Raw genomic sequence first — 20,629 nt, forward strand, 5'->3', positions numbered from 1 at the left:
CTTACAATAATACTAGTTATAGAATCGATTTCCCCGAGACTACGATATATCCTCCGCATTCCGATTTATCCGATCAATAATATCCAAAATCCCGCGTGCTTTTGGCAGTTGGTCTTTGAATACGACCATGATCCCGCCTGTTGAGCTAAATGGATCTTGTTGTAATGCTTGGCGCTCTAATGTGCCGTTCTTTACGATAAAATCGATAATCAACTCCACGAATTGTGTTTGTTGTAATGTTAATTGTTGTTCGCTAATAAATGCTGAAAATGCTTCGACAGCGGCCTGTCTGTCTAGGCCGACTATTTTACGTACAAGTTTAGTCACAGGTGTATCCCCGTAGTCTTTTTCGTACTGTTCTTTTGAGCCAAGTTCATTCCACAATATTAGCTCTAAGTACTCCACATCTTGCTTTGTTAATGGCTTGTTGTTACGTAGCTTATAAATCGCTAATGTGTCCTCGTGTTGATGTTCTTTCAAATAATGCTCGACCTTTTTACGATAACTTTTTAGATCATTTACATTTAAAATCGATTTATTTTCTGCGACAGTCATTACTTCGTCTTGGAAATCTGTGTAATAAATTTTTTGATTTGAACGCTCGATATAACGTATTAAGTCACGTAATGCCAAGCGAACTCTCTCTAAATCAGCAAGCGACGCTTCTTCCCAAAATTCTGTTGTGCGCACATCATCGATTACGTCTTTTTGGGCAAGTACTTGTGGGATTGTTCCGAGCTTCGAAAGTGCCTCTGCCGTATCTATAACACGTCGAATTGGCTTTGTTGCATTATTGGATTGCAAGCTTGCTAATTCAATCGTCAGCATCAATAAATCGAAGCGTTTTGCTAACTCATCGTCTTCAATCGGCATAATTAATGGTGAAACATTTTCTTTCACTTCGTTTGTTTGCACAACCGATAACATTTGCCAGTTATTCCCATTTTGATATTTATGCACATATTGTAAGTACTGACGCACATGGAAGTTTTCATCATTTAATGCTCGAACGTCTGTTACTATTTCTTTTAGAAGCTGCTCTCGATAGCCAATAAAGGGTTCTTTCTGATATTGAAGTGACTGCAATTCACGGACGATATCTACTTTAGAATTAAACAACCTCTCCGTTAATGTTTGTGAAATCTTCGTTTCTTCACCCTTTTCGTTTTCACGGAAATACTCGAAGTTTCTTAAATAATCAAAGATTAAAAAGTACTCTTTGTCCATTCCCGGACCGAATAAATCTTTTCGTAAACGTGTACCTCGACCGATCATTTGCCAGAACTTTGTTTTCGAACGTACCTTTTTAAAGAACACTAAATTCAACACATCCGGAACATCGATTCCCGTATCTAACATATCTACCGAAATCGCTATTTGCGGCATTTTTGCTGGGTCAGAGAAGTCGTCAATTAATGTTTGATAATATTCTACACTGTAATCAATGACTTCTGCGAAATTGCCACCGTACTCAGGGAATTTTAAATCGAAACGCTCTTTAATCGCCATCGCATGTTTATGGTTTTTAGCGAAAATGATTGTCTTTCCTAATTTGTCGCCACCTTCTACTTTTAAGCCATGCCCCATTAAATCATTTAACACATGATCAATCGTGTTTTTGTTGAATACAAAGTTGTTAATGGCTGCACTATCGATGTCTTTTACTTGTGGTTCATCTTCAAAAATTTCATCAAACTCTTGTTTTTCTGCTTCTGACAAGTCGTCATAATGAATACCGTCATCTAAAATTTTTAACGTCGTTTCCCGTGTTCGGTAATCAACTAAATAGCCATCTTCTACAGCCTTTGCTAATTCATATGCAAAGGTTGGCACACCGTTTTCTAAGTCGAAAATTGTGTACGTATTTTTATCTAACTCGTCTTTTGGTGTTGCCGTTAAACCGACTAACATTCCATCAAAGTAATCGAAAATACTTTTATATTTTTGATAGATTGAACGGTGTGATTCATCGATAATGATTAAATCAAAATGACCGATAGTAAATAAACGATTACCATCTTTCCGCTTCACTTCATCGATCGCGTTCATCATCGTTGGATACGTTGAAAACACCATACGAGCCGCTTCTGGATTCGAATTTTTTTCTAGCATATTACTTAGTGATAAATTCGGTAATAGCGTATTAAAGTTACGGAATGCCTGTTTTACTAACGATGTACGGTCAGCTAAAAACAACACATTTTTAACCCAATACTGTTTCGTCAACACATCAACTAATGAAATGGCTGTACGTGTTTTGCCACTACCTGTTGCCATGACGAGCAGTCCTTTTCGTTGATTATTACTGAACGTATCACAAATTGCTAAAATCGCTTCTTTTTGATAGTATCGGTTTGTTATGTCGTCATTAATTTCAACATTTAATAACGGTTGCTTTATTTTGCGTCGGTCAATTAATAATTGCAGTTCATCTTGTGTATAAAAGCCAGATACTTTTCGTGCGGCATAGTCATCATGCCAAATATGTGTTTCAAAGCCGTTTGTATAAAAAATAACTGGTCGTAAACCTTGCATTTGCTCAATGCAATCCGCATATAATTTCGCTTGGTTACGCCCTTCTTTCGGGTCCCTAGAAGTACGTTTTGCTTCAACAACCGCTAAAATTTTCCCGTTCGTGCCGCGTAGTACGTAATCAACATACCCTTCACCTTTGGCATTCGGCATACCTGTTACCGGATACTCGACTTCAACATTTTTACCGATTTCCCAACCTGCTAATTTTAAGTCTAAATCGATATATCGTTTACGCGTTTCAAATTCAGAAATCGTATCAACGTCAAAATCATATTGTTGCTGGGACTCAATACGATTAGCCGTTAGTTGCGCACGTAGCTCTTCATTTTGTTTCCGAAGTTCTTCTAGTGATTGATCTTTCTCACTTAGCTTGTCATATAAATCGCTTAGTTCCTCTGGACGCTCGCGCTTATAATCTGCATCATACAATAATGTTTCATCAAACTCTGTTGCTGTATATTCCTCTGCATAACAATAATCAATCCACGACACAAATTGATGTAAATTATGTAACGACAACACCGCCTCATCACGCGTAATAGCAACATTCGTATGTACCGCTGCATTCCCAAGCTTCACAACATATTTCATCATCGGTAAAAGCTCTTCATCGATAATACCTAAAAAGTGACGATCATGAATTAAACTTGAAAGATTATCTTGGTACGGAATTTTCACATCATTATCAAACTGATAAACCCATTTAACAGCTAGTTCCAACGCACGGCGCGAAAGTATCGCCACCGTGGAAGGACTAATTTGCATCGCACGTTCCGCCTCGATGCAGGCTCTCGAGAAGCTGTTGAAGGTTTGTTTATCTTTTAGAAAATCAAAGTTCAAACGGTTTCATCTCCTTTTGAGAGGATTAATCTTGGAATAATTCGCCTTTGAAGGCGCGCTGTAAAATTGAGTTGAAGATATCTTCTAACTCCTTTAAACTGATTCTCATTTCACTTTTTAATTTTTCTAGATGTGTTAACAGTTTAGAAAACTGGACTTGTAATTCAATCGGCGGCGAAATAATAGGAAATTCTTCCAAGTGTTCTTTATTTATTTGTCGTTTATCAATACCACCAACGCATACACTTCGGATATATTCCTTATATTCATCAGTTGTAAGTATAAATAGAATGAATTCATTAATAATATCCTTTTGTAATCTTATTAAATAAACGTGTCCGTTAATATTTGCACTATCATTCTTTCCTCTAAAAATAGCTGCTCTTCCTAAACTGCTATTCTCAGTATTTATCCTCCCTGTTTTTGTCATTAGGATATCACCGTACTTCAAACTACTCTTTATCATTTTATTATGAGTTTCTTTATCGATATAGACAACATCATCGAGATTTAATCTATTTTTCCAAACATTTTGGCTCCGTAAAAAAGTAATACCATTTTCAATATAAACTTTACTTCCTCCTTTTGGAGTTGATCCGCTTAATATTTTATCAGTCACATCCTTTAATTTTTTTACTTCCCATTCCTTTGGATTATTTATTGGATTTCCAAACATCTCTAAAAACAAACTTTGTGTTAATTCATCTAATGCTGTGATTTGGGATTGGCGCTTGTGAATTAAGCTATAAACTATATTCAAAACTTTTACGATTTGCTTCTGTATTTCAATGCTCAGTAATGGAACATCTAATTCCCTTAAAATATCTAAAGTTATTCCTTTAACAGTTGCCCCTTTACCTTGGGATTTTAAATAATCTGATTTACTTTTTAAAAAGTAAAATAAATATTCCAAATCAAGTACATCAGAATTTTTAGGTACTAATGCCTTTAAATCTTGATTGATCGCTACATCTACGGTATTTATAGCTACTCTTCCTAAACCCATTCGAGTAGGTATTAAAATACTATTTTTCTTAATTAGATTTGTACTAGAATTAATTAGTCCTTCTTCCGTAATAAATTCAATTGAAGAATCGATATATTCCCTATTCATATCTTTAACAGTTACCCAAGGGATACTTCCGTTCCAATAAATATCATTATCGCGTGATGGTGTACCACCACCTACGATGTCCACTAATTCTTTCAGCTTCACTTTAATAGCTCCTTTAAATCCTCAATTCCCTTTAAAATTTCTAACTCTAAAGAATTAATTTCTTCCATTATTTCGGTTGGCGATTTATATTCAACCTTCTCATACACAACCTCTTTATACTTATTAATCGACAAGTCATACCCCTGCTCACGGATTTCATCGACTGGTACAAAGAATGATTGTTCTGTACGTTTACGTTCAGCTTCATCTTGTAAGTTACTGAAACGTGCAAGTATGTCTTCAATATCATTTGCTTCAATTGGTGTGCGTTTATCGTCTAATGAGTAACCGTCTGCCTTCATACCGTAGAACCAAACGTTATCTGTTCCGCCTGTACCTGTTTTCGTGAATATCATAATTCCTGTTGAAACCCCAGCGTACGGCTTGAATATACCACTCGGCATTGAGATGATTGCTTCTAATTTGTTGTTATCAATAATTTCTTTACGAATGGCTTTATGGGCATTTGAGCTACCGAATAATACACCGTCTGGCACGATTACTGCCGCGCGTCCACCGGCTTTTAATGTACGTAAAATAAGTGATAAGAATAGTAACTCTGTTTTCTTCGTTTTCGCTACTTTTAATAAGTCGTTTGATACTGCTTCATAATCTAATGAACCTTTAAACGGTGGATTTGCTAATACTAACGTATATTTATCTGCATCTTTATTTTCCTCAGATAATGAATCTCGGTAATCAATATTGGGTGCGTCTACCCCATGCAGCATCATGTTCATGGCACCAATACGTAACATCGTTGTATCCATATCATTTCCGTAGAACATCGTATGATGGAAATGTTCATTTAACCCTTGTACTAAAAATAGGTCTTGATGGTTTTTTCGTAAGTATTCACTTGCTGACACAAGGAAACCCGCTGACCCCATTGCTGGATCGATAATGATATCTTCTGGTGATGGCTTCATTAACTCCACCATCATATTAATGATGTGACGTGGTGTACGGAATTGGCCGTTTGTACCTGCCGTTTGTAGCTTCGATAATAAATACTCGTAAATGTCCCCTTGTGTATCACGATCTTCCATTGGTATGCTATCAAGTGCTGTTACTACTTTTTGTAATGTCGCTGGCTTGTTAATTTGGAACATCGCATCTTTCATATACTTTGAAAATGCAGATTCCTCTTTGCCGCCTAATGTTTTAATGAACGGGAAGATAGTATTAACCATTACTTCATACATTTCTTGTGCAGGTAAGTTTTTAAATTGTGTCCAGCGCATCATCGACCAGTGCTGCTTTTGCACTTCATTAAATTCAGCTGGCATTTCTGAAAAGATGCCTTTATATTCAAGACCTAAAAATTCCGCTTCTTCTTCTTTTTTTAGTTCTCCTTCATCTAAACCTTTGATGAATAGTAAATATGTTAACTGTTCTATGTTTGTTAAAGGGTTTGTATTCCCCTCTGTCCATAACGTCGTCCAAATGGCATCTATTTTATTTTTAATCTCGCCTGTAATCATGTGAATCCTCCTATTGAAAATACCGTATATATTATATTATCCATGAAAATGGAACTAAAAGCGATAGACTTTTTTTCTAATTAAAGTTGTTTACCCATTGATTATTGCTATTGGGCTAACGGTTCATTTTAGTATAAATTATTTCCAGTGAAAGCAGGGGGATTATGAAACAATTATTTTTGTCATTAAAAGAAGCAGGTTTAATGTTTAAGGGGCATACAGAACAGGGGGAAATTGATTTTATTCTTTGTGAAACCTACGAGATTGGAACGACGGCATCAGTGGATGTGAATACATTCGAAACACTTTTCTCAGATGTAGCAGGTCAGGTACTCATACTTTTAAATTAGGGGTCTCGTCAGGTTTACGCGAATTTACAACGTTAAGCAAATAACATTACCAAACGACGGTTTGGGGACTTTTCTGATATTATTTATTTAAAATAATTTTAATTGGAGTAATAATTATGATGTACGAATTTAAAGTTGGTTGGTGCCCTTTTTGTGACCAGGGGTGGGTTGAAATCGTAAAAAATCAAATGACAGAGGAACTTTTGCTCTGTTGTAATGAATGTGATACAAATTGGAATAATTATGATGAATTTAAGAAGGATGATATTCCGTCTTATTTTCGTCAATATGAAGAAGTAGAGTTTGAAAAAGATTATGAATCAGATGATGATGATTTTCGTTTCAATATAATAAAGCCAACTTATCAAGAAATTATAAATAAAGGTTGGGAAAAATATATATTTAAGGATTAATTAATAATTCATACAAATAATGTTCCCAAATGAAAGTTTGGGCGCACATTAAAAATCCACGAACGCTGGTATATCTACGTTTCGTGGATTTTTGTATGGAAAAGGTTTATGCAGCTTTTTATGCAAGCAACTCAAACACTTAATCTATCAATATTTAAGCGTTTAAGGTTTACCGTTTAGTATGCATAAAATCGTGTATATTTCTTAGCGTTGTCAATCTGCATTTTTCTGGTGCTACCTCAATTAGAGGGTACTCAATACACGATGACTGCTAAAGAAATGGATTATCAAAAGTATCTCGACCAATGGAAAGAGAAAGGGTTATTGAAATAACGGGATCTTTTAGATGAATAAGATAGCCAAACCAGAAGAACATTCTTATTAAATAAGCGTTAAAAATAGAATATTTATTTCACTTATGATAGCTATGATTTTTTGGAGCTGCATCACCAGCGATTTCTTTAATATTATTACTTACAACTCTACTCTGCTATTCCGTAATCATAGTACAAGAAAATTCATAAGTAATTTTTATTAGCTTCAAACTCTTGCACTACTGAAACTTATATCAATGTATAATTTTTCGGTAATCTGCCAAGAATGTTAATAACCCATTCGGTAACTTGATATGAACAGCATCAGGAGAAGAAAAATTAACGCCTCACAATGTACAAACAAAAAAAGCACATGTTTATTTTTCAAACATGTGTTTTTTTTGTTTGCTCACCTTAATCAATCACATTTTCTCGGATCGCAGCTTGTGTAAAAACTTGTGTAAAATGAACCTGCCTATGTGTAAAATGTGTGTAAAATGATTTCAATTCTTATCGTTTCCTATCGTAACCCAAAAAATGCAAAAAGCTCACAAACCCTGTTATATCAAGGTTTATGAGCTTTCGAAACTTTTTAATCGTAACGTAAATTAATCTGATGATACCGGTGGTCGGGGTCGAACCGACACTCCAAAGGAACACGATTTTGAGTCGTGCGCGTCTGCCAATTCCGCCACACCGGCATAATGGAGATAAAAAAAATCGGATAAACCGATTAACAGTTAAAATATGGAGGCGGCAACCGGATTTGAACCGGTGATAAGGGTGTTGCAGACCCGTGCCTTACCACTTGGCTATGCCGCCAGTCATACATGGAGCGGAAGACGAGGTTCGAACTCGCGACCCCCACCTTGGCAAGGTGGTGTTCTACCACTGAACTACTTCCGCAAAAATGGCTGGGGTACTAGGATTCGAACCTAGGCATGACGGAATCAAAATCCGTTGCCTTACCGCTTGGCTATACCCCAACAATGGGGCGACTGATGGGAATCGAACCCACGAATGCCGGAACCACAATCCGGTGCGTTAACCACTTCGCCACAATCGCCATTGTATTATGATGTTTATTAATTTTATATTAGATGGGGCGACTGATGGGAATCGAACCCACGAATGCCGGAACCACAATCCGGTGCGTTAACCACTTCGCCACAATCGCCATAAAATTAATTGGCAGGGGCAGTAGGAATCGAACCCACACCAAAGGTTTTGGAGACCTCTATTCTACCGTTGAACTATGCCCCTAAAATAATAAAACTGGTGGAGGGGGACGGATTCGAACCGCCGAACCCTAAGGAGCGGATTTACAGTCCGCCGCGTTTAGCCACTTCGCTACCCCTCCGGGAAAATCTGGTGCCGGCTATAGGAATCGAACCCACGACCTACTGATTACAAGTCAGTTGCTCTACCTGCTGAGCTAAACCGGCAAAAAAACAAGATGGGTCAGGACGGAATCGAACCGCCGACACTTAGAGCTTCAATCTAATGCTCTACCAACTGAGCTACTGACCCATATTAAAAAATGGCGGTCCCGACCGGGATCGAACCGGCGATCTCCTGCGTGACAGGCAGGCATGTTAACCGCTACACCACGGGACCATTTGGTTGCGGGGGCTGGATTTGAACCAACGACCTTCGGGTTATGAGCCCGACGAGCTACCACTGCTCCACCCCGCGATAATACTATAGTGTTGTTAAAATAATGGTGGAGGATGACGGGCTCGAACCGCCGACCCTCTGCTTGTAAGGCAGATGCTCTCCCAGCTGAGCTAATCCTCCATCTGGGTATTGAAATAATGGTGACCCCTACGGGATTCGAACCCGTGTTACCGCCGTGAAAGGGCGGTGTCTTAACCACTTGACCAAGGGGCCATCGTTTGGAACAAATCAAAGTGCTGGCGGAGAGTAAGGGATTTGAACCCTTGAGACAGTGTTAACCGCCTACACGATTTCCAATCGTGCTCCTTCGGCCACTCGGACAACTCTCCAAGAATGGCTCCGAAGGCAGGACTCGAACCTGCGACAACCTGATTAACAGTCAGGTGCTACTACCAACTGAGCTACTTCGGAATAATTTTGGTATATAGCCTAGCGACGTCCTACTCTCACAGGGGGAAGCCCCCAACTACCATCGGCGCTAAAGAGCTTAACTTCCGTGTTCGGTATGGGAACGGGTGTGACCTCTTTGCCATCATCACTAGACTATTTGAAAGACAATACTTATTATAACATATCTTATAAAAATTACAAGTATATTCTAATATTTTATTCTTTCAAAACTGGATAAACGGTGCATTGAATGTTTCAAACGTTTTGGTTAAGTCCTCGATCGATTAGTATTCGTCAGCTCCATGTGTCACCACACTTCCACCTCGAACCTATCTACCTCATCGTCTTTGAGGGATCTTACTTACTTGCGTAATGGGAAATCTCATCTTGAGGGGGGCTTCATGCTTAGATGCTTTCAGCACTTATCCCGTCCACACATAGCTACCCAGCGATGCCTTTGGCAAGACAACTGGTACACCAGCGGTGTGTCCATCCCGGTCCTCTCGTACTAAGGACAGCTCCTCTCAAATTTCCTACGCCCACGACGGATAGGGACCGAACTGTCTCACGACGTTCTGAACCCAGCTCGCGTACCGCTTTAATGGGCGAACAGCCCAACCCTTGGGACCGACTACAGCCCCAGGATGCGATGAGCCGACATCGAGGTGCCAAACCTCCCCGTCGATGTGGACTCTTGGGGGAGATAAGCCTGTTATCCCCGGGGTAGCTTTTATCCGTTGAGCGATGGCCCTTCCATGCGGAACCACCGGATCACTAAGCCCGTCTTTCGACCCTGCTCGACTTGTAGGTCTCGCAGTCAAGCTCCCTTGTGCCTTTACACTCTACGAATGATTTCCAACCATTCTGAGGGAACCTTTGGGCGCCTCCGTTACCTTTTAGGAGGCGACCGCCCCAGTCAAACTGTCCGCCTGACACTGTCTCCTGCCCCGCTAAGGGGCATGGGTTAGAATTTCAATACAACCAGGGTAGTATCCCACCGACGCCTCCTTCGAAGCTGGCGCTCCGAGATCTCTGGCTCCTACCTATCCTGTACAAGTTGTACCAAAATTCAATATCAGGCTACAGTAAAGCTCCACGGGGTCTTTCCGTCCTGTCGCGGGTAACCTGCATCTTCACAGGTACTATAATTTCACCGAGTCTCTCGTTGAGACAGTGCCCAGATCGTTACGCCTTTCGTGCGGGTCGGAACTTACCCGACAAGGAATTTCGCTACCTTAGGACCGTTATAGTTACGGCCGCCGTTTACTGGGGCTTCAATTCGCAGCTTCGCTTGCGCTAACCACTCCTCTTAACCTTCCAGCACCGGGCAGGCGTCAGCCCCTATACGTCACCTTACGGTTTTGCAGAGACCTGTGTTTTTGCTAAACAGTCGCCTGGGCCTATTCACTGCGGCTCTCATGCGCTTGCACGCTCAAGAGCACCCCTTCTCCCGAAGTTACGGGGTCATTTTGCCGAGTTCCTTAACGAGAGTTCTCTCGCACACCTTAGGATTCTCTCCTCGACTACCTGTGTCGGTTTGCGGTACGGGCACCTCTCACCTCGATAGAGGCTTTTCTTGGCAGTGTGAAATCAGGAACTTCGTCCATACGGACTCGCCATCACAGCTCAACGTTACAGTGTGCGGATTTGCCTACACACACGCCTTACTGCTTGGACGCGCACAACCAACGGCGCGCTTACCCTATCCTACTGCGTCCCCCCATTTCTCAAACGGTGAGGAGGTGGTACAGGAATATCAACCTGTTGTCCATCGCCTACGCCTATCGGCCTCGGCTTAGGTCCCGACTAACCCTGAGCGGACGAGCCTTCCTCAGGAAACCTTAGTCATACGGTGGACGGGATTCTCACCCGTCTTTCGCTACTCATACCGGCATTCTCACTTCTAAGCGCTCCACCAGTCCTTCCGGTCTGACTTCAACGCACTTAGAACGCTCTCCTACCACTGACATCGTAGATGTCAATCCACAGCTTCGGTGAATCGTTTAGCCCCGATACATTTTCGGCGCAGCGTCACTCGACCAGTGAGCTATTACGCACTCTTTAAATGATGGCTGCTTCTAAGCCAACATCCTGGTTGTCTGTGCAACGCCACATCCTTTTCCACTTAACGATTACTTTGGGACCTTAGCTGGTGGTCTGGGCTGTTTCCCTTTTGACTACGGATCTTATCACTCGCAGTCTGACTCCCGTGTATAAATATCTGGCATTCGGAGTTTGTCTGAATTCGGTAAACCGGGATGGCCCCCTAGTCCAAACAGTGCTCTACCTCCAGTATTCTCATCACGAGGCTAGCCCTAAAGCTATTTCGGAGAGAACCAGCTATCTCCAAGTTCGATTGGAATTTCTCCGCTACCCACACCTCATCCCCGCACTTTTCAACGTGCGTGGGTTCGGGCCTCCAGTAAGTGTTACCTCACCTTCACCCTGGACATGGGTAGATCACCTGGTTTCGGGTCTACGACCACGTACTATTTCGCCCTATTCAGACTCGCTTTCGCTGCGGCTCCGCCTTCTAAAGCTTAACCTCGCACGTAATCGTAACTCGCCGGTTCATTCTACAAAAGGCACGCTATCACCCATTAACGGGCTCTAACTACTTGTAGGCACACGGTTTCAGGATCTCTTTCACTCCCCTTCCGGGGTGCTTTTCACCTTTCCCTCACGGTACTGGTTCACTATCGGTCACTAGGTAGTATTTAGCCTTGGGAGATGGTCCTCCCGGATTCCGACGGAATTTCACGTGTTCCGCCGTACTCAGGATCCACTCAGGAGAGAACGAACTTTCGACTACAGGGCTTTTACCTGCTCTGGCGGACCTTTCCAAGTCGCTTCATCTAACTCGCTCTTTTGTAACTCCGTATTGAGTGTCCTACAACCCCAAGAGGCAAGCCTCTTGGTTTGGGCTCTTCCCGTTTCGCTCGCCGCTACTCAGGGAATCGATTTTTCTTTCTCTTCCTCCAGGTACTTAGATGTTTCAGTTCCCTGGGTCTGCCTTCAAGACGCTATGTATTCACGTCAAGATACTACGCGATTAAACGTAGTGGGTTCCCCCATTCGGAAATCTCCGGATCAAAGCTCACTTACAGCTCCCCGAAGCATATCGGTGTTAGTGCCGTCCTTCTTCGGCTCCTAGTGCCAAGGCATTCGCCGTGCGCCCTTAATAACTTAACCAAGTTATTAAGCCTATAAAAAACTTAAAAAATAAATGTGTTTGTTACAATTTCAATGTCGTTTTATCCAGTTTTCAAAGAACAAGTTTTGAAGTGTTTCATTCAGATAGAATGAACCTTCAAAACTGAACGCAAAACGTAATCGTACAAACCCAAGGTTTGTATTCCGAAATAATCCTTAGAAAGGAGGTGATCCAGCCGCACCTTCCGATACGGCTACCTTGTTACGACTTCACCCCAATCATCTATCCCACCTTCGGCGGCTGGCTCCAAAAGGTTACCTCACCGACTTCGGGTGTTACAAACTCTCGTGGTGTGACGGGCGGTGTGTACAAGGCCCGGGAACGTATTCACCGCGGCATGCTGATCCGCGATTACTAGCGATTCCGGCTTCATGTAGGCGAGTTGCAGCCTACAATCCGAACTGAGAACGACTTTATCGGATTAGCTCCCTCTCGCGAGTTGGCAACCGTTTGTATCGTCCATTGTAGCACGTGTGTAGCCCAGGTCATAAGGGGCATGATGATTTGACGTCATCCCCACCTTCCTCCGGTTTGTCACCGGCAGTCACCTTAGAGTGCCCAACTAAATGATGGCAACTAAGATCAAGGGTTGCGCTCGTTGCGGGACTTAACCCAACATCTCACGACACGAGCTGACGACAACCATGCACCACCTGTCACCGTTGCCCCCGAAGGGGAAACTATATCTCTACAGTGGTCAACGGGATGTCAAGACCTGGTAAGGTTCTTCGCGTTGCTTCGAATTAAACCACATGCTCCACCGCTTGTGCGGGCCCCCGTCAATTCCTTTGAGTTTCAGTCTTGCGACCGTACTCCCCAGGCGGAGTGCTTAATGCGTTAGCTGCAGCACTAAGGGGCGGAAACCCCCTAACACTTAGCACTCATCGTTTACGGCGTGGACTACCAGGGTATCTAATCCTGTTTGCTCCCCACGCTTTCGCGCCTCAGCGTCAGTTACAGACCAGAAAGTCGCCTTCGCCACTGGTGTTCCTCCAAATCTCTACGCATTTCACCGCTACACTTGGAATTCCACTTTCCTCTTCTGCACTCAAGTCCCCCAGTTTCCAATGACCCTCCACGGTTGAGCCGTGGGCTTTCACATCAGACTTAAAGGACCGCCTGCGCGCGCTTTACGCCCAATAATTCCGGACAACGCTTGCCACCTACGTATTACCGCGGCTGCTGGCACGTAGTTAGCCGTGGCTTTCTAATAAGGTACCGTCAAGGTACAGCCAGTTACTACTGTACTTGTTCTTCCCTTACAACAGAGTTTTACGATCCGAAAACCTTCTTCACTCACGCGGCGTTGCTCCATCAGGCTTTCGCCCATTGTGGAAGATTCCCTACTGCTGCCTCCCGTAGGAGTCTGGGCCGTGTCTCAGTCCCAGTGTGGCCGATCACCCTCTCAGGTCGGCTACGCATCGTCGCCTTGGTGAGCCGTTACCTCACCAACTAGCTAATGCGCCGCGGGCCCATCCTATAGCGACAGCCGAAACCGTCTTTCAGTCTTTCACCATGAAGTAAAAGAGGTTATTCGGTATTAGCCCCGGTTTCCCGGAGTTATCCCAAACTATAGGGTAGGTTGCCCACGTGTTACTCACCCGTCCGCCGCTAACGTCAAAGGAGCAAGCTCCTTTTCTGTTCGCTCGACTTGCATGTATTAGGCACGCCGCCAGCGTTCGTCCTGAGCCAGGATCAAACTCTCCATAAAAGAAATTTGATTAGCTCAAATTGTTTTGCTGGCATCATGTTTGATGTCCAAAATTATGTTTCGTTCACTAGTTAAACTAGCTACTTAAAACTTTATTGATTACGTTTTGCTTGTTCAGTTTTCAAGGTTCATTATTTAAGTCGTTTTTCAGCGACTTCTTTATATTAACATCTCATTCAAAACATGTCAACAATTTTTTTAAAAAGTTTTTTGTGTTTTTCTGAGTTATTCGTTTATGTCTTAGCGACAATTAATATAATACAATACTAAGATATTATTCGTCAACTACTTTTCTAAAAAAATATCGAGGTATTTTTAGATACCTCGATTACAAGCATACTACAGTCATTGCCCCATTTCTAGAGCATCTTTATTTACCTTGTAATGACGGTGAAATATCCTATCATTTTTCGCTGCAATTGGTTCAATTTGAATATAGCCTTTATCCACTAAGTACTCCACAAACACTTCTAAATCCACTGAGTAGTTCACAAGCTCATGATGATCGTGTAATTCCTGAATGGTCCACATTTCTTTTGTTTGCATGACTTCTAATATATGTTGTGCTCCATCTCGTGTACGAGAATGAATTAAAAACTCACTTGCTAAAAACAACAATTCTAAGCGCTTTTCTATTGGCTCATTACTTGTCACTAGCTCTTCATACAGCTTATAGATGGCTGGCTCAATTTTTTTTACCTGTGCCCAAACAGTTACTTCAGGATACAGGCCACTATCGATAATAGATAAACGACCTAGATGATGCAGGGAGTCCACAACGTGATTATAAGCATCCAAGTAACTTCCTTTATCGAAGTATTCTTTCCCTTCCAAATAGCGACGAATTAACTTTGAAAATTGAATACCTGTTTTAATTTTACGACCACTATACGGAAATTCCTGCAATTCTATTTTTAGTTTATGCAGAAATTCATTCCGATCAAATAATACTCTACCGAAGAATATCCAATCAACAACCTTTCTATTTGAACCGATTAGTAACCATTTTCGAATTAATTTCTCCGTAACAGTATGTAGAGCGATTTTATTTCCTTCATATAAGTAATGTTTTGAAAAGACTGGTTGCTCTGCTTCTTTTACGATAATGAGTAAAACCGTATCAAATGTATCTGTAACGTTACTTTGTTCTTCACGCTTTTCTACTAAAATTACGCCTAATGTATTCGACTGACTCGCACGTTCTTGATATATTGGACGCAGTACTTGCTCCATGTTCAGCCCTCCTTTATTCATATAGGTTCTTTTGTTCCGTTAAAAATTCGACATACTCTAAAAGTATTCCTTCTTTCATTCAGTTCAAAGCTAAAATACTTTGCCCTTATATGTTATAGTAGATTTTAGATTGGGAGGCAAGATGAAATATGAAACCTTATAAAAGTAAAATTAATAAAATTCGTTCATTCGCATTAGCACTAATCTTTTTTGGTTTTATTGTCATGTACGGAGGCATTTTCTTTAAAAACAGCCCGATATTAGTTTTAATTTTCATGTCACTAGGTGTTCTTTGTATTATCGGTAGCACAGTTGTATATGCGTGGATCGGTCTACTGTCAACAAGAGCTATTCAAGTAGAGTGTCCTAATTGCCATAAACATACAAAGGTTTTAGGCCGAGTAGATATGTGCATGTACTGCAATGAGCCATTAACGCTTGATCCTGCTCTAGAAGGTAAAGAGTTTGATCAATCCTATAATAATAAAACAAAAAAATCCTAGCCCTTTTTAAGAGCTAGGATTTTTATTGTACTTTTGCAGTAGCAACTTTACATGATGGACAAGTGCCGTATATCTCTAAGCGATGCGAATGCACATCAAAGCCTGTTACCTGTGATGCAAAATGCTCTATTTCGTCGAGTCCAGGATAATGGAAATCGACGATCTTACCACAGCATTCACAAATCATATGGTAATGATCGTTTGTCACGAAATCAAAGCGACTTGAAGCATCCCCGTAAGTTAGCTCTTTCACAAGACCTACTTCACGAAATACACGCAGGTTGTTATAAACAGTCGCTACACTCATATTAGGGAACTTACCCTCAAGAGCTTTATAAATTTCATCGGCAGTAGGATGTGCCATTGATTGAATTAGATATTCCAAAATAGCATGACGCTGAGGAGTAATACGTACACCAGTTGTTTTCAACGTGTCCAGTGCATCTTGTAAATGCGTTGCAGACATCGTCATGCACCTCTTCCATAAGTATTATTAATTTATAATTGTTATAAATAGTGTATCCAATTCGTACTACTTCGTCAACAATCACACATTGCTTATCCTCAATAAATCAATGGTATTTTCCTTAATAGCCTCTTGATAAATCCATAACATTTTCTAAATCCGTGTCACCCTTTAGCCATTTTGTTAGGCTTGGCTTGAAAATTTCTAAGCTACGCTCAACATAACGAGAAGAATGACTGGATACATGAGGTGATACTATGACATTTGGTAATGTCCATAATGGATTGTCAGATGTCAGAGGCTCCTCTTCAAATACATCTAAAACTGCATGTCCAATTTGCTTTGTTTCAATCGCTTGAATGAGTACCTTTTCATCAACTAAATTACCTCGACCAAAATTCATGAAGATCGCATTGTTTTTCATCACAACAAAATGCTCTTCTTTCAATAAATGGGTCGTTTCTGTTGTTTTTGGTAATACAGAAATAACGATATCTGCATGAGGTAGGGCTTCTTTCAATTGTGTAAAACTAATCACCGTATTCATATAGGCCGCTTCTTTACCGGAGCGGTTACAGCCAATCGTCGTAACACCAAAAGCTTGCAATAAACGTCCAACTTCTGACCCAATGGCACCTGGCCCCAAAATAAGTGCCGTACTATCACGTAATTCCGTTTGTTGTGTTTTTTTCGACCATTCACTTTTCTTTTGCTGCTCATACATCCAAGGCAAAGCTCGTTTAATGGCTAAAATATGAGCAAGCATGGATTCAGCCATAGGCGTTTTATGAATGCCACGAACATTTGAAACTAGAATCCCTCGTTCAATAATAGCCTGAGCTGGCATTTTTTCTACACCTGCCGATGCAACAAAAATCCATTTTAGCTTTGTCGCAGATTGAATACTCTCTTCTGTTAAATCTTCACCATATGTAACTAATACATCCGCTTGTTGAAGCTCTTCATTTGATAAACTCTTTTCAAAGATAAATTCAAGCTGTGGAAATTCTGCTACTAATGGTTCTCGTAAATCTGGTCTAGGTTCAAATGTAAAATAGATTCTCATTATTTTGCCTCCTGTTCTGCTAAATAAGCATATACTTCTTCAATATGATTTTTCACTCGAACTTTGCGCCAAGCTTTTACAAGCATACCCTCAGCATCAATTAAAAACGTTGAACGCTCTATGCCCATATATTCACGTCCATACATTTTCTTTAAAACCCATACACCATATGCTTCAGCAATAGCATGGTCCTCATCCACTAATAGTGAAAATGGCAAACCATGCTTATCAATAAATTTTGTATGCTTGCTTGCGTTATCTGGGCTAACACCCAGAACAACAGCGTTTAAATGACTGAAGTCCTCAAACTTATCGCGAAAATCACAAGCCTCCGTCGTGCAGCCTGGTGTCATATCCTTTGGGTAAAAGTATAAAATAACATTTGTTCCTTTAAAATCAGCTAAATGCACCATCTCGCCCTTTTCGTTCAAGAGAGAAAAATCCGGCGCCTTTTGTCCTTCTAGTAATGTCATACAATCTCCTCCTCTGTAGGTCCTATTTTACTCTAAGTAACAAATCAAGTCATATCCCTTAATTTCTTTGGATTTCTTACACCGATAGGTCTACAATAGATTACGTATAAAAAGTTAGGAGGCAATTCTATGAATCATGCAAAATCTGAAGCAATACATGCAGAGGCATTACAGCATATTGTTGGTGGTGTAAACAGCCCATCTCGTTCATATAAAGCAGTAGGTGGCGGTTCTCCTGTAGCCATGGCGCGAGGAAAAGGCGCATATTTTTGGGATGTAGATGGCAATCGTTATATCGACTATCTAGCAGCATATGGTCCAATCGTTACTGGTCATGGTCATCCTCATATTGCAAAGGCTATAACGCACGCAGCGGAAAATGGCACATTGTTTGGGACGCCGACTGAATATGAAGTTACTTTCGCAAAAATGTTAAAGGAAGCCATTCCGTCGATGGATAAAGTACGTTTTAACAACTCTGGTACAGAAGCTGTTATGACAACGATTCGTGTGGCACGTGCCTATACAGGACGTACAAAAATCATGAAATTTGCTGGTTGCTACCACGGGCATTTCGATTTAGTATTAGTGGCTGCAGGATCAGGTCCAGCAACATTAGGAACACCGGACTCAGCAGGCGTAACAACTTCAACAGCTGAAGAAGTTATTACTGTACCTTTTAATAACCCAGAAGCCTTTACAGAAGCCATGAATAAATGGGGCGAGGAGATTGCAGCTATCTTAATCGAGCCAATAGTAGGAAACTTCGGTATTGTTGAACCTAAGTCAGGCTTCCTTGAATTAGTACATGCTACAGCAAAGGAAAAAGGGGCCCTAACGATTTATGATGAAGTCATCACGGCCTTCCGCTTCCACTATGGTGGCGCTCAAAATTTACTTGGCCTAACACCTGATCTAACTGCACTTGGTAAAGTTATTGGTGGTGGTTTACCAATCGGTGCTTATGGCGGACGTAAAGAGATTATGGATACTGTTGCACCACTCGGCCCAGCATACCAAGCGGGTACGATGGCTGGAAATCCTGCATCTATGCAAGCTGGCATCGCTTGCCTAGAAGTGCTACAAACACCAGGTATATACGAGGAAATGGATAGATTAGGCTCAATTTTAGAAGAAGGTATTTTAGCTGCTGCTAAAAAACATGGCGTAACCATCACGTTAAATCGTCTTAAAGGAGCGCTTACTATTTACTTTACAGATGTGAAAGTAGAAAACTATGAGCAAGCTGAAAGCTCTGATGGTGAAATATTTGGACGCTTCTTTAAACTCATGCTTGCGCAAGGTATTAATCTAGCTCCTTCTAAATATGAAGCATGGTTCTTAACAACTGAGCATACAGAAGCGGATATTCAGGAAACAATTGAAGCAGTAGATATTGCGTTTTCTCAATTGTAATCTTGACAAGAAAAAGGCGACTTGCAGGTAGAAGTCGCCTTTTTCTTATTCATCCATGCAAATCTATGTATTTTATGAGCACTTCCTTCTATAATGTAAAGAAGCTAAAAAATATTAGACAGAAAGGACATCTTTATGAAATTAGGTGCCCGTGTATTTAAAACTGGTGTAGCTATCGTATTTGCATTATTTATTGCAGAGTTGTTAAAATTACCTTCACCTGTTTTTGCTGGAATTGCAGCTATTTTTGCTATTCAGCCTTCTATTTATCGTTCTTACCAAACCATTGTGGAGCAAGTACAAGCGAATATTATAGGTGCGACAATTGCTGTCATTTTCGGCTTACTTTTTGGCCACCATGTCGTTGCCATTGGTATAGCTGTCATAATAGCTATTGGTCTCATGTTGAAATTTAAACTGGAAAAATCACTTTCGCTAGCGTTGGTATCAGTCGTAGCTATTATGGAATTTCAAGGGGATGACTTTTTAACGTTTGGTTTAATACGCTTTGTTACGATATTAGTCGGGGTATTAGCAGCGTTTGTCGTAAACCTTGTGTTCTTACCACCTAAATACGAGGTAAAACTATTTCGCAAAATTTATATTTTACAAGATGATATTATTCGTTGGACACGACTGGCTGTACGTCAAGCTTCTGAGCACACATCCACAAAAACAGCATTAAGTAAGTTTAAAAGCCGTATGCTACGAGTGGATACGCTATATGATTTATATAAGGAAGAGCGTAATTATTTTAAAAATAAAAAATATGTGAAAGCACGCAAACTAGTAGTCTATCGTCAAATGATTTTAACTTCCAAGAAAAGCTTGGAATTGCTACAGCGTTTGCATAATCACGAAAATGAATTAGCTCAGCTCCCTACACAATTTCATTTAATGATTCAGGAGAGACTTGATTCCTTGTTAACGTACCATGAGCAATTGCTCTTAAAATATACAGGAAAGCTAAAGCCTGAGCATTCGGAGTGGAGTAAAAGCATTGACTATGTCCAACGTAATGAGCTGATGGAAATTTTCATCAAGCAAATCAACTTCGCTCGTGAAGAAGGCGATACGGAGTTTTCTAGCTATCACCTACTCTATATTTTATCGCGTATTTTAGATTATGAGGAAAACTTAGAACATCTTGATACACTTATTGTTTCTTACCAAAGCTATCATGGACATGAAATCAATGTAGAATTTGAAGAGGAATTCATATAGCTAACATTTTGGCGACAGATTATCTTGATTCAGGGGGCTTTTGATCACCCATTGAATGAAGATAAGTCTGTCGCTTTTTTTATACAAAAAACCTCCAAGTAGTC

Annotated in this window: 12 protein-coding genes, 16 tRNA genes and 3 rRNA genes; 5 read left to right on the forward strand and 26 right to left on the reverse strand. The window is 40.8% G+C overall.

What is annotated here, in order from left to right:
- Window positions 1-39 precede the first annotated feature (39 nt).
- From PSR12_RS19715 to PSR12_RS19725, 3 genes are read right to left on the reverse strand one after another with little or no spacing between them, the layout of a single operon-like run.
- Window positions 40-3,375, reverse strand: coding sequence for a DEAD/DEAH box helicase family protein (locus tag PSR12_RS19715; RefSeq protein ID WP_274770226.1), 3,336 nt, complete (start codon window positions 3,373-3,375; stop codon window positions 40-42).
- A 25-nt stretch (window positions 3,376-3,400) separates the two neighbouring features.
- On the reverse strand, window positions 3,401-4,591 hold the full coding sequence (locus tag PSR12_RS19720) for a restriction endonuclease subunit S (RefSeq protein WP_274770228.1): 1,191 nt from the start codon (window positions 4,589-4,591) through the stop codon (window positions 3,401-3,403).
- Window positions 4,588-6,075 carry a type I restriction-modification system subunit M gene (locus tag PSR12_RS19725; RefSeq protein WP_274770230.1) on the reverse strand — a complete coding sequence of 496 codons (1,488 nt, stop codon included), beginning with the start codon at window positions 6,073-6,075 and terminating at the stop codon, window positions 4,588-4,590. Before PSR12_RS19725 ends, PSR12_RS19720 begins: the two co-directional genes overlap by 4 nt.
- A 164-nt stretch (window positions 6,076-6,239) precedes the next feature.
- Here PSR12_RS19725 and PSR12_RS19730 point away from each other — a divergent pair, with 164 nt between their 5' ends.
- Together PSR12_RS19730 and PSR12_RS19735 are read left to right on the forward strand one after the other, a co-directional pair.
- Complete coding sequence (locus PSR12_RS19730; protein WP_274770232.1) at window positions 6,240-6,425, forward strand: hypothetical protein; 186 nt, start codon at window positions 6,240-6,242, stop codon at window positions 6,423-6,425.
- Window positions 6,426-6,541: 116 nt separating this feature from the next.
- Window positions 6,542-6,838, forward strand: a complete 297-nt coding sequence (locus PSR12_RS19735) for a hypothetical protein (protein WP_274770234.1) — start codon at window positions 6,542-6,544, stop codon at window positions 6,836-6,838.
- A gap of 934 nt (window positions 6,839-7,772) precedes the next feature.
- On the opposite strand, the gene PSR12_RS19740 is transcribed toward PSR12_RS19735, so the two are convergent.
- The 20 genes from PSR12_RS19740 to PSR12_RS19835 all read right to left on the reverse strand — a co-directional run bounded on the left by PSR12_RS19740 (window position 7,773) and on the right by PSR12_RS19835 (window position 15,377).
- Window positions 7,773-7,853: transfer RNA gene (locus PSR12_RS19740), tRNA-Leu, on the reverse strand.
- Between the two features lie 47 nt (window positions 7,854-7,900).
- Window positions 7,901-7,974 (reverse strand) — tRNA-Cys (locus tag PSR12_RS19745).
- Between the two features lie 9 nt (window positions 7,975-7,983).
- Window positions 7,984-8,058 (reverse strand) — tRNA-Gly (locus PSR12_RS19750).
- A gap of 5 nt (window positions 8,059-8,063) precedes the next feature.
- Window positions 8,064-8,138, reverse strand: a tRNA-Gln gene (locus tag PSR12_RS19755).
- 4 nt (window positions 8,139-8,142) lie between these two features.
- Window positions 8,143-8,218: transfer RNA gene (locus tag PSR12_RS19760), tRNA-His, on the reverse strand.
- A 35-nt stretch (window positions 8,219-8,253) separates the two neighbouring features.
- Window positions 8,254-8,329, reverse strand: a tRNA-His gene (locus PSR12_RS19765).
- A 12-nt stretch (window positions 8,330-8,341) separates the two neighbouring features.
- Window positions 8,342-8,415 (reverse strand) — tRNA-Trp (locus tag PSR12_RS19770).
- Window positions 8,416-8,428: 13 nt separating this feature from the next.
- A tRNA-Tyr gene (locus tag PSR12_RS19775) sits at window positions 8,429-8,512 on the reverse strand.
- 9 nt (window positions 8,513-8,521) lie between these two features.
- Window positions 8,522-8,597 (reverse strand) — tRNA-Thr (locus PSR12_RS19780).
- A gap of 12 nt (window positions 8,598-8,609) precedes the next feature.
- Window positions 8,610-8,682 (reverse strand) — tRNA-Phe (locus PSR12_RS19785).
- Window positions 8,683-8,693: 11 nt separating this feature from the next.
- Window positions 8,694-8,769, reverse strand: a tRNA-Asp gene (locus PSR12_RS19790).
- 3 nt (window positions 8,770-8,772) lie between these two features.
- Window positions 8,773-8,847, reverse strand: a tRNA-Met gene (locus PSR12_RS19795).
- 26 nt (window positions 8,848-8,873) lie between these two features.
- Window positions 8,874-8,949, reverse strand: a tRNA-Val gene (locus PSR12_RS19800).
- Between the two features lie 18 nt (window positions 8,950-8,967).
- Window positions 8,968-9,042, reverse strand: a tRNA-Glu gene (locus tag PSR12_RS19805).
- Between the two features lie 24 nt (window positions 9,043-9,066).
- Window positions 9,067-9,158 (reverse strand) — tRNA-Ser (locus tag PSR12_RS19810).
- Between the two features lie 5 nt (window positions 9,159-9,163).
- Window positions 9,164-9,240, reverse strand: a tRNA-Asn gene (locus PSR12_RS19815).
- A gap of 16 nt (window positions 9,241-9,256) precedes the next feature.
- Window positions 9,257-9,372: ribosomal RNA gene (rrf, locus tag PSR12_RS19820) — 5S ribosomal RNA — on the reverse strand.
- A 111-nt stretch (window positions 9,373-9,483) separates the two neighbouring features.
- Window positions 9,484-12,411, reverse strand: a 23S ribosomal RNA gene (locus tag PSR12_RS19825).
- Window positions 12,412-12,592: 181 nt separating this feature from the next.
- A 16S ribosomal RNA gene (locus tag PSR12_RS19830) occupies window positions 12,593-14,144 on the reverse strand.
- The 16S, 23S and 5S rRNA genes sit together here with 16 tRNA genes alongside, the layout of an rRNA operon.
- Window positions 14,145-14,489: 345 nt before the next feature.
- Window positions 14,490-15,377, reverse strand: coding sequence for a nucleotidyltransferase-like protein (locus tag PSR12_RS19835; RefSeq protein WP_016994017.1), 888 nt, complete (start codon window positions 15,375-15,377; stop codon window positions 14,490-14,492).
- Between the two features lie 149 nt (window positions 15,378-15,526).
- On the opposite strand from PSR12_RS19835, the gene PSR12_RS19840 reads away from it, so the two are divergent.
- On the forward strand, window positions 15,527-15,880 hold the full coding sequence (locus PSR12_RS19840; protein WP_221682852.1) for a YgzB family protein: 354 nt from the start codon (window positions 15,527-15,529) through the stop codon (window positions 15,878-15,880).
- 22 nt (window positions 15,881-15,902) lie between these two features.
- Here PSR12_RS19840 and perR read toward each other — a convergent pair whose 3' ends face one another.
- From perR to bcp, 3 genes are all read right to left on the reverse strand, one after another.
- Window positions 15,903-16,346, reverse strand: coding sequence for a peroxide-responsive transcriptional repressor PerR (gene perR / locus PSR12_RS19845; RefSeq protein WP_004230508.1), 444 nt, complete (start codon window positions 16,344-16,346; stop codon window positions 15,903-15,905).
- 121 nt (window positions 16,347-16,467) lie between these two features.
- Entirely contained in the window at window positions 16,468-17,412 is a 945-nt protein-coding gene (locus PSR12_RS19850) for a D-2-hydroxyacid dehydrogenase (RefSeq protein ID WP_221682851.1), read from the reverse strand.
- Window positions 17,412-17,885 carry a thioredoxin-dependent thiol peroxidase gene (gene bcp, locus PSR12_RS19855; protein WP_221682850.1) on the reverse strand — a complete coding sequence of 158 codons (474 nt, stop codon included), beginning with the start codon at window positions 17,883-17,885 and terminating at the stop codon, window positions 17,412-17,414. The genes PSR12_RS19850 and bcp overlap by 1 nt, the downstream gene beginning before the upstream one ends.
- A gap of 129 nt (window positions 17,886-18,014) precedes the next feature.
- Between bcp and PSR12_RS19860 the strand changes: the two genes are divergently transcribed.
- Complete coding sequence (locus PSR12_RS19860) at window positions 18,015-19,301, forward strand: glutamate-1-semialdehyde 2,1-aminomutase (RefSeq protein WP_221682849.1); 1,287 nt, start codon at window positions 18,015-18,017, stop codon at window positions 19,299-19,301.
- A gap of 135 nt (window positions 19,302-19,436) precedes the next feature.
- Complete coding sequence (locus tag PSR12_RS19865) at window positions 19,437-20,525, forward strand: FUSC family protein (protein ID WP_221682848.1); 1,089 nt, start codon at window positions 19,437-19,439, stop codon at window positions 20,523-20,525.
- The last annotated feature ends 104 nt before the right edge of the window (window positions 20,526-20,629 follow it).

This window comes from Lysinibacillus sp. G01H (assembly GCF_028872195.1).
GTDB classification, from domain to species: Bacteria; Bacillota; Bacilli; order Bacillales_A; family Planococcaceae; genus Lysinibacillus; species Lysinibacillus capsici.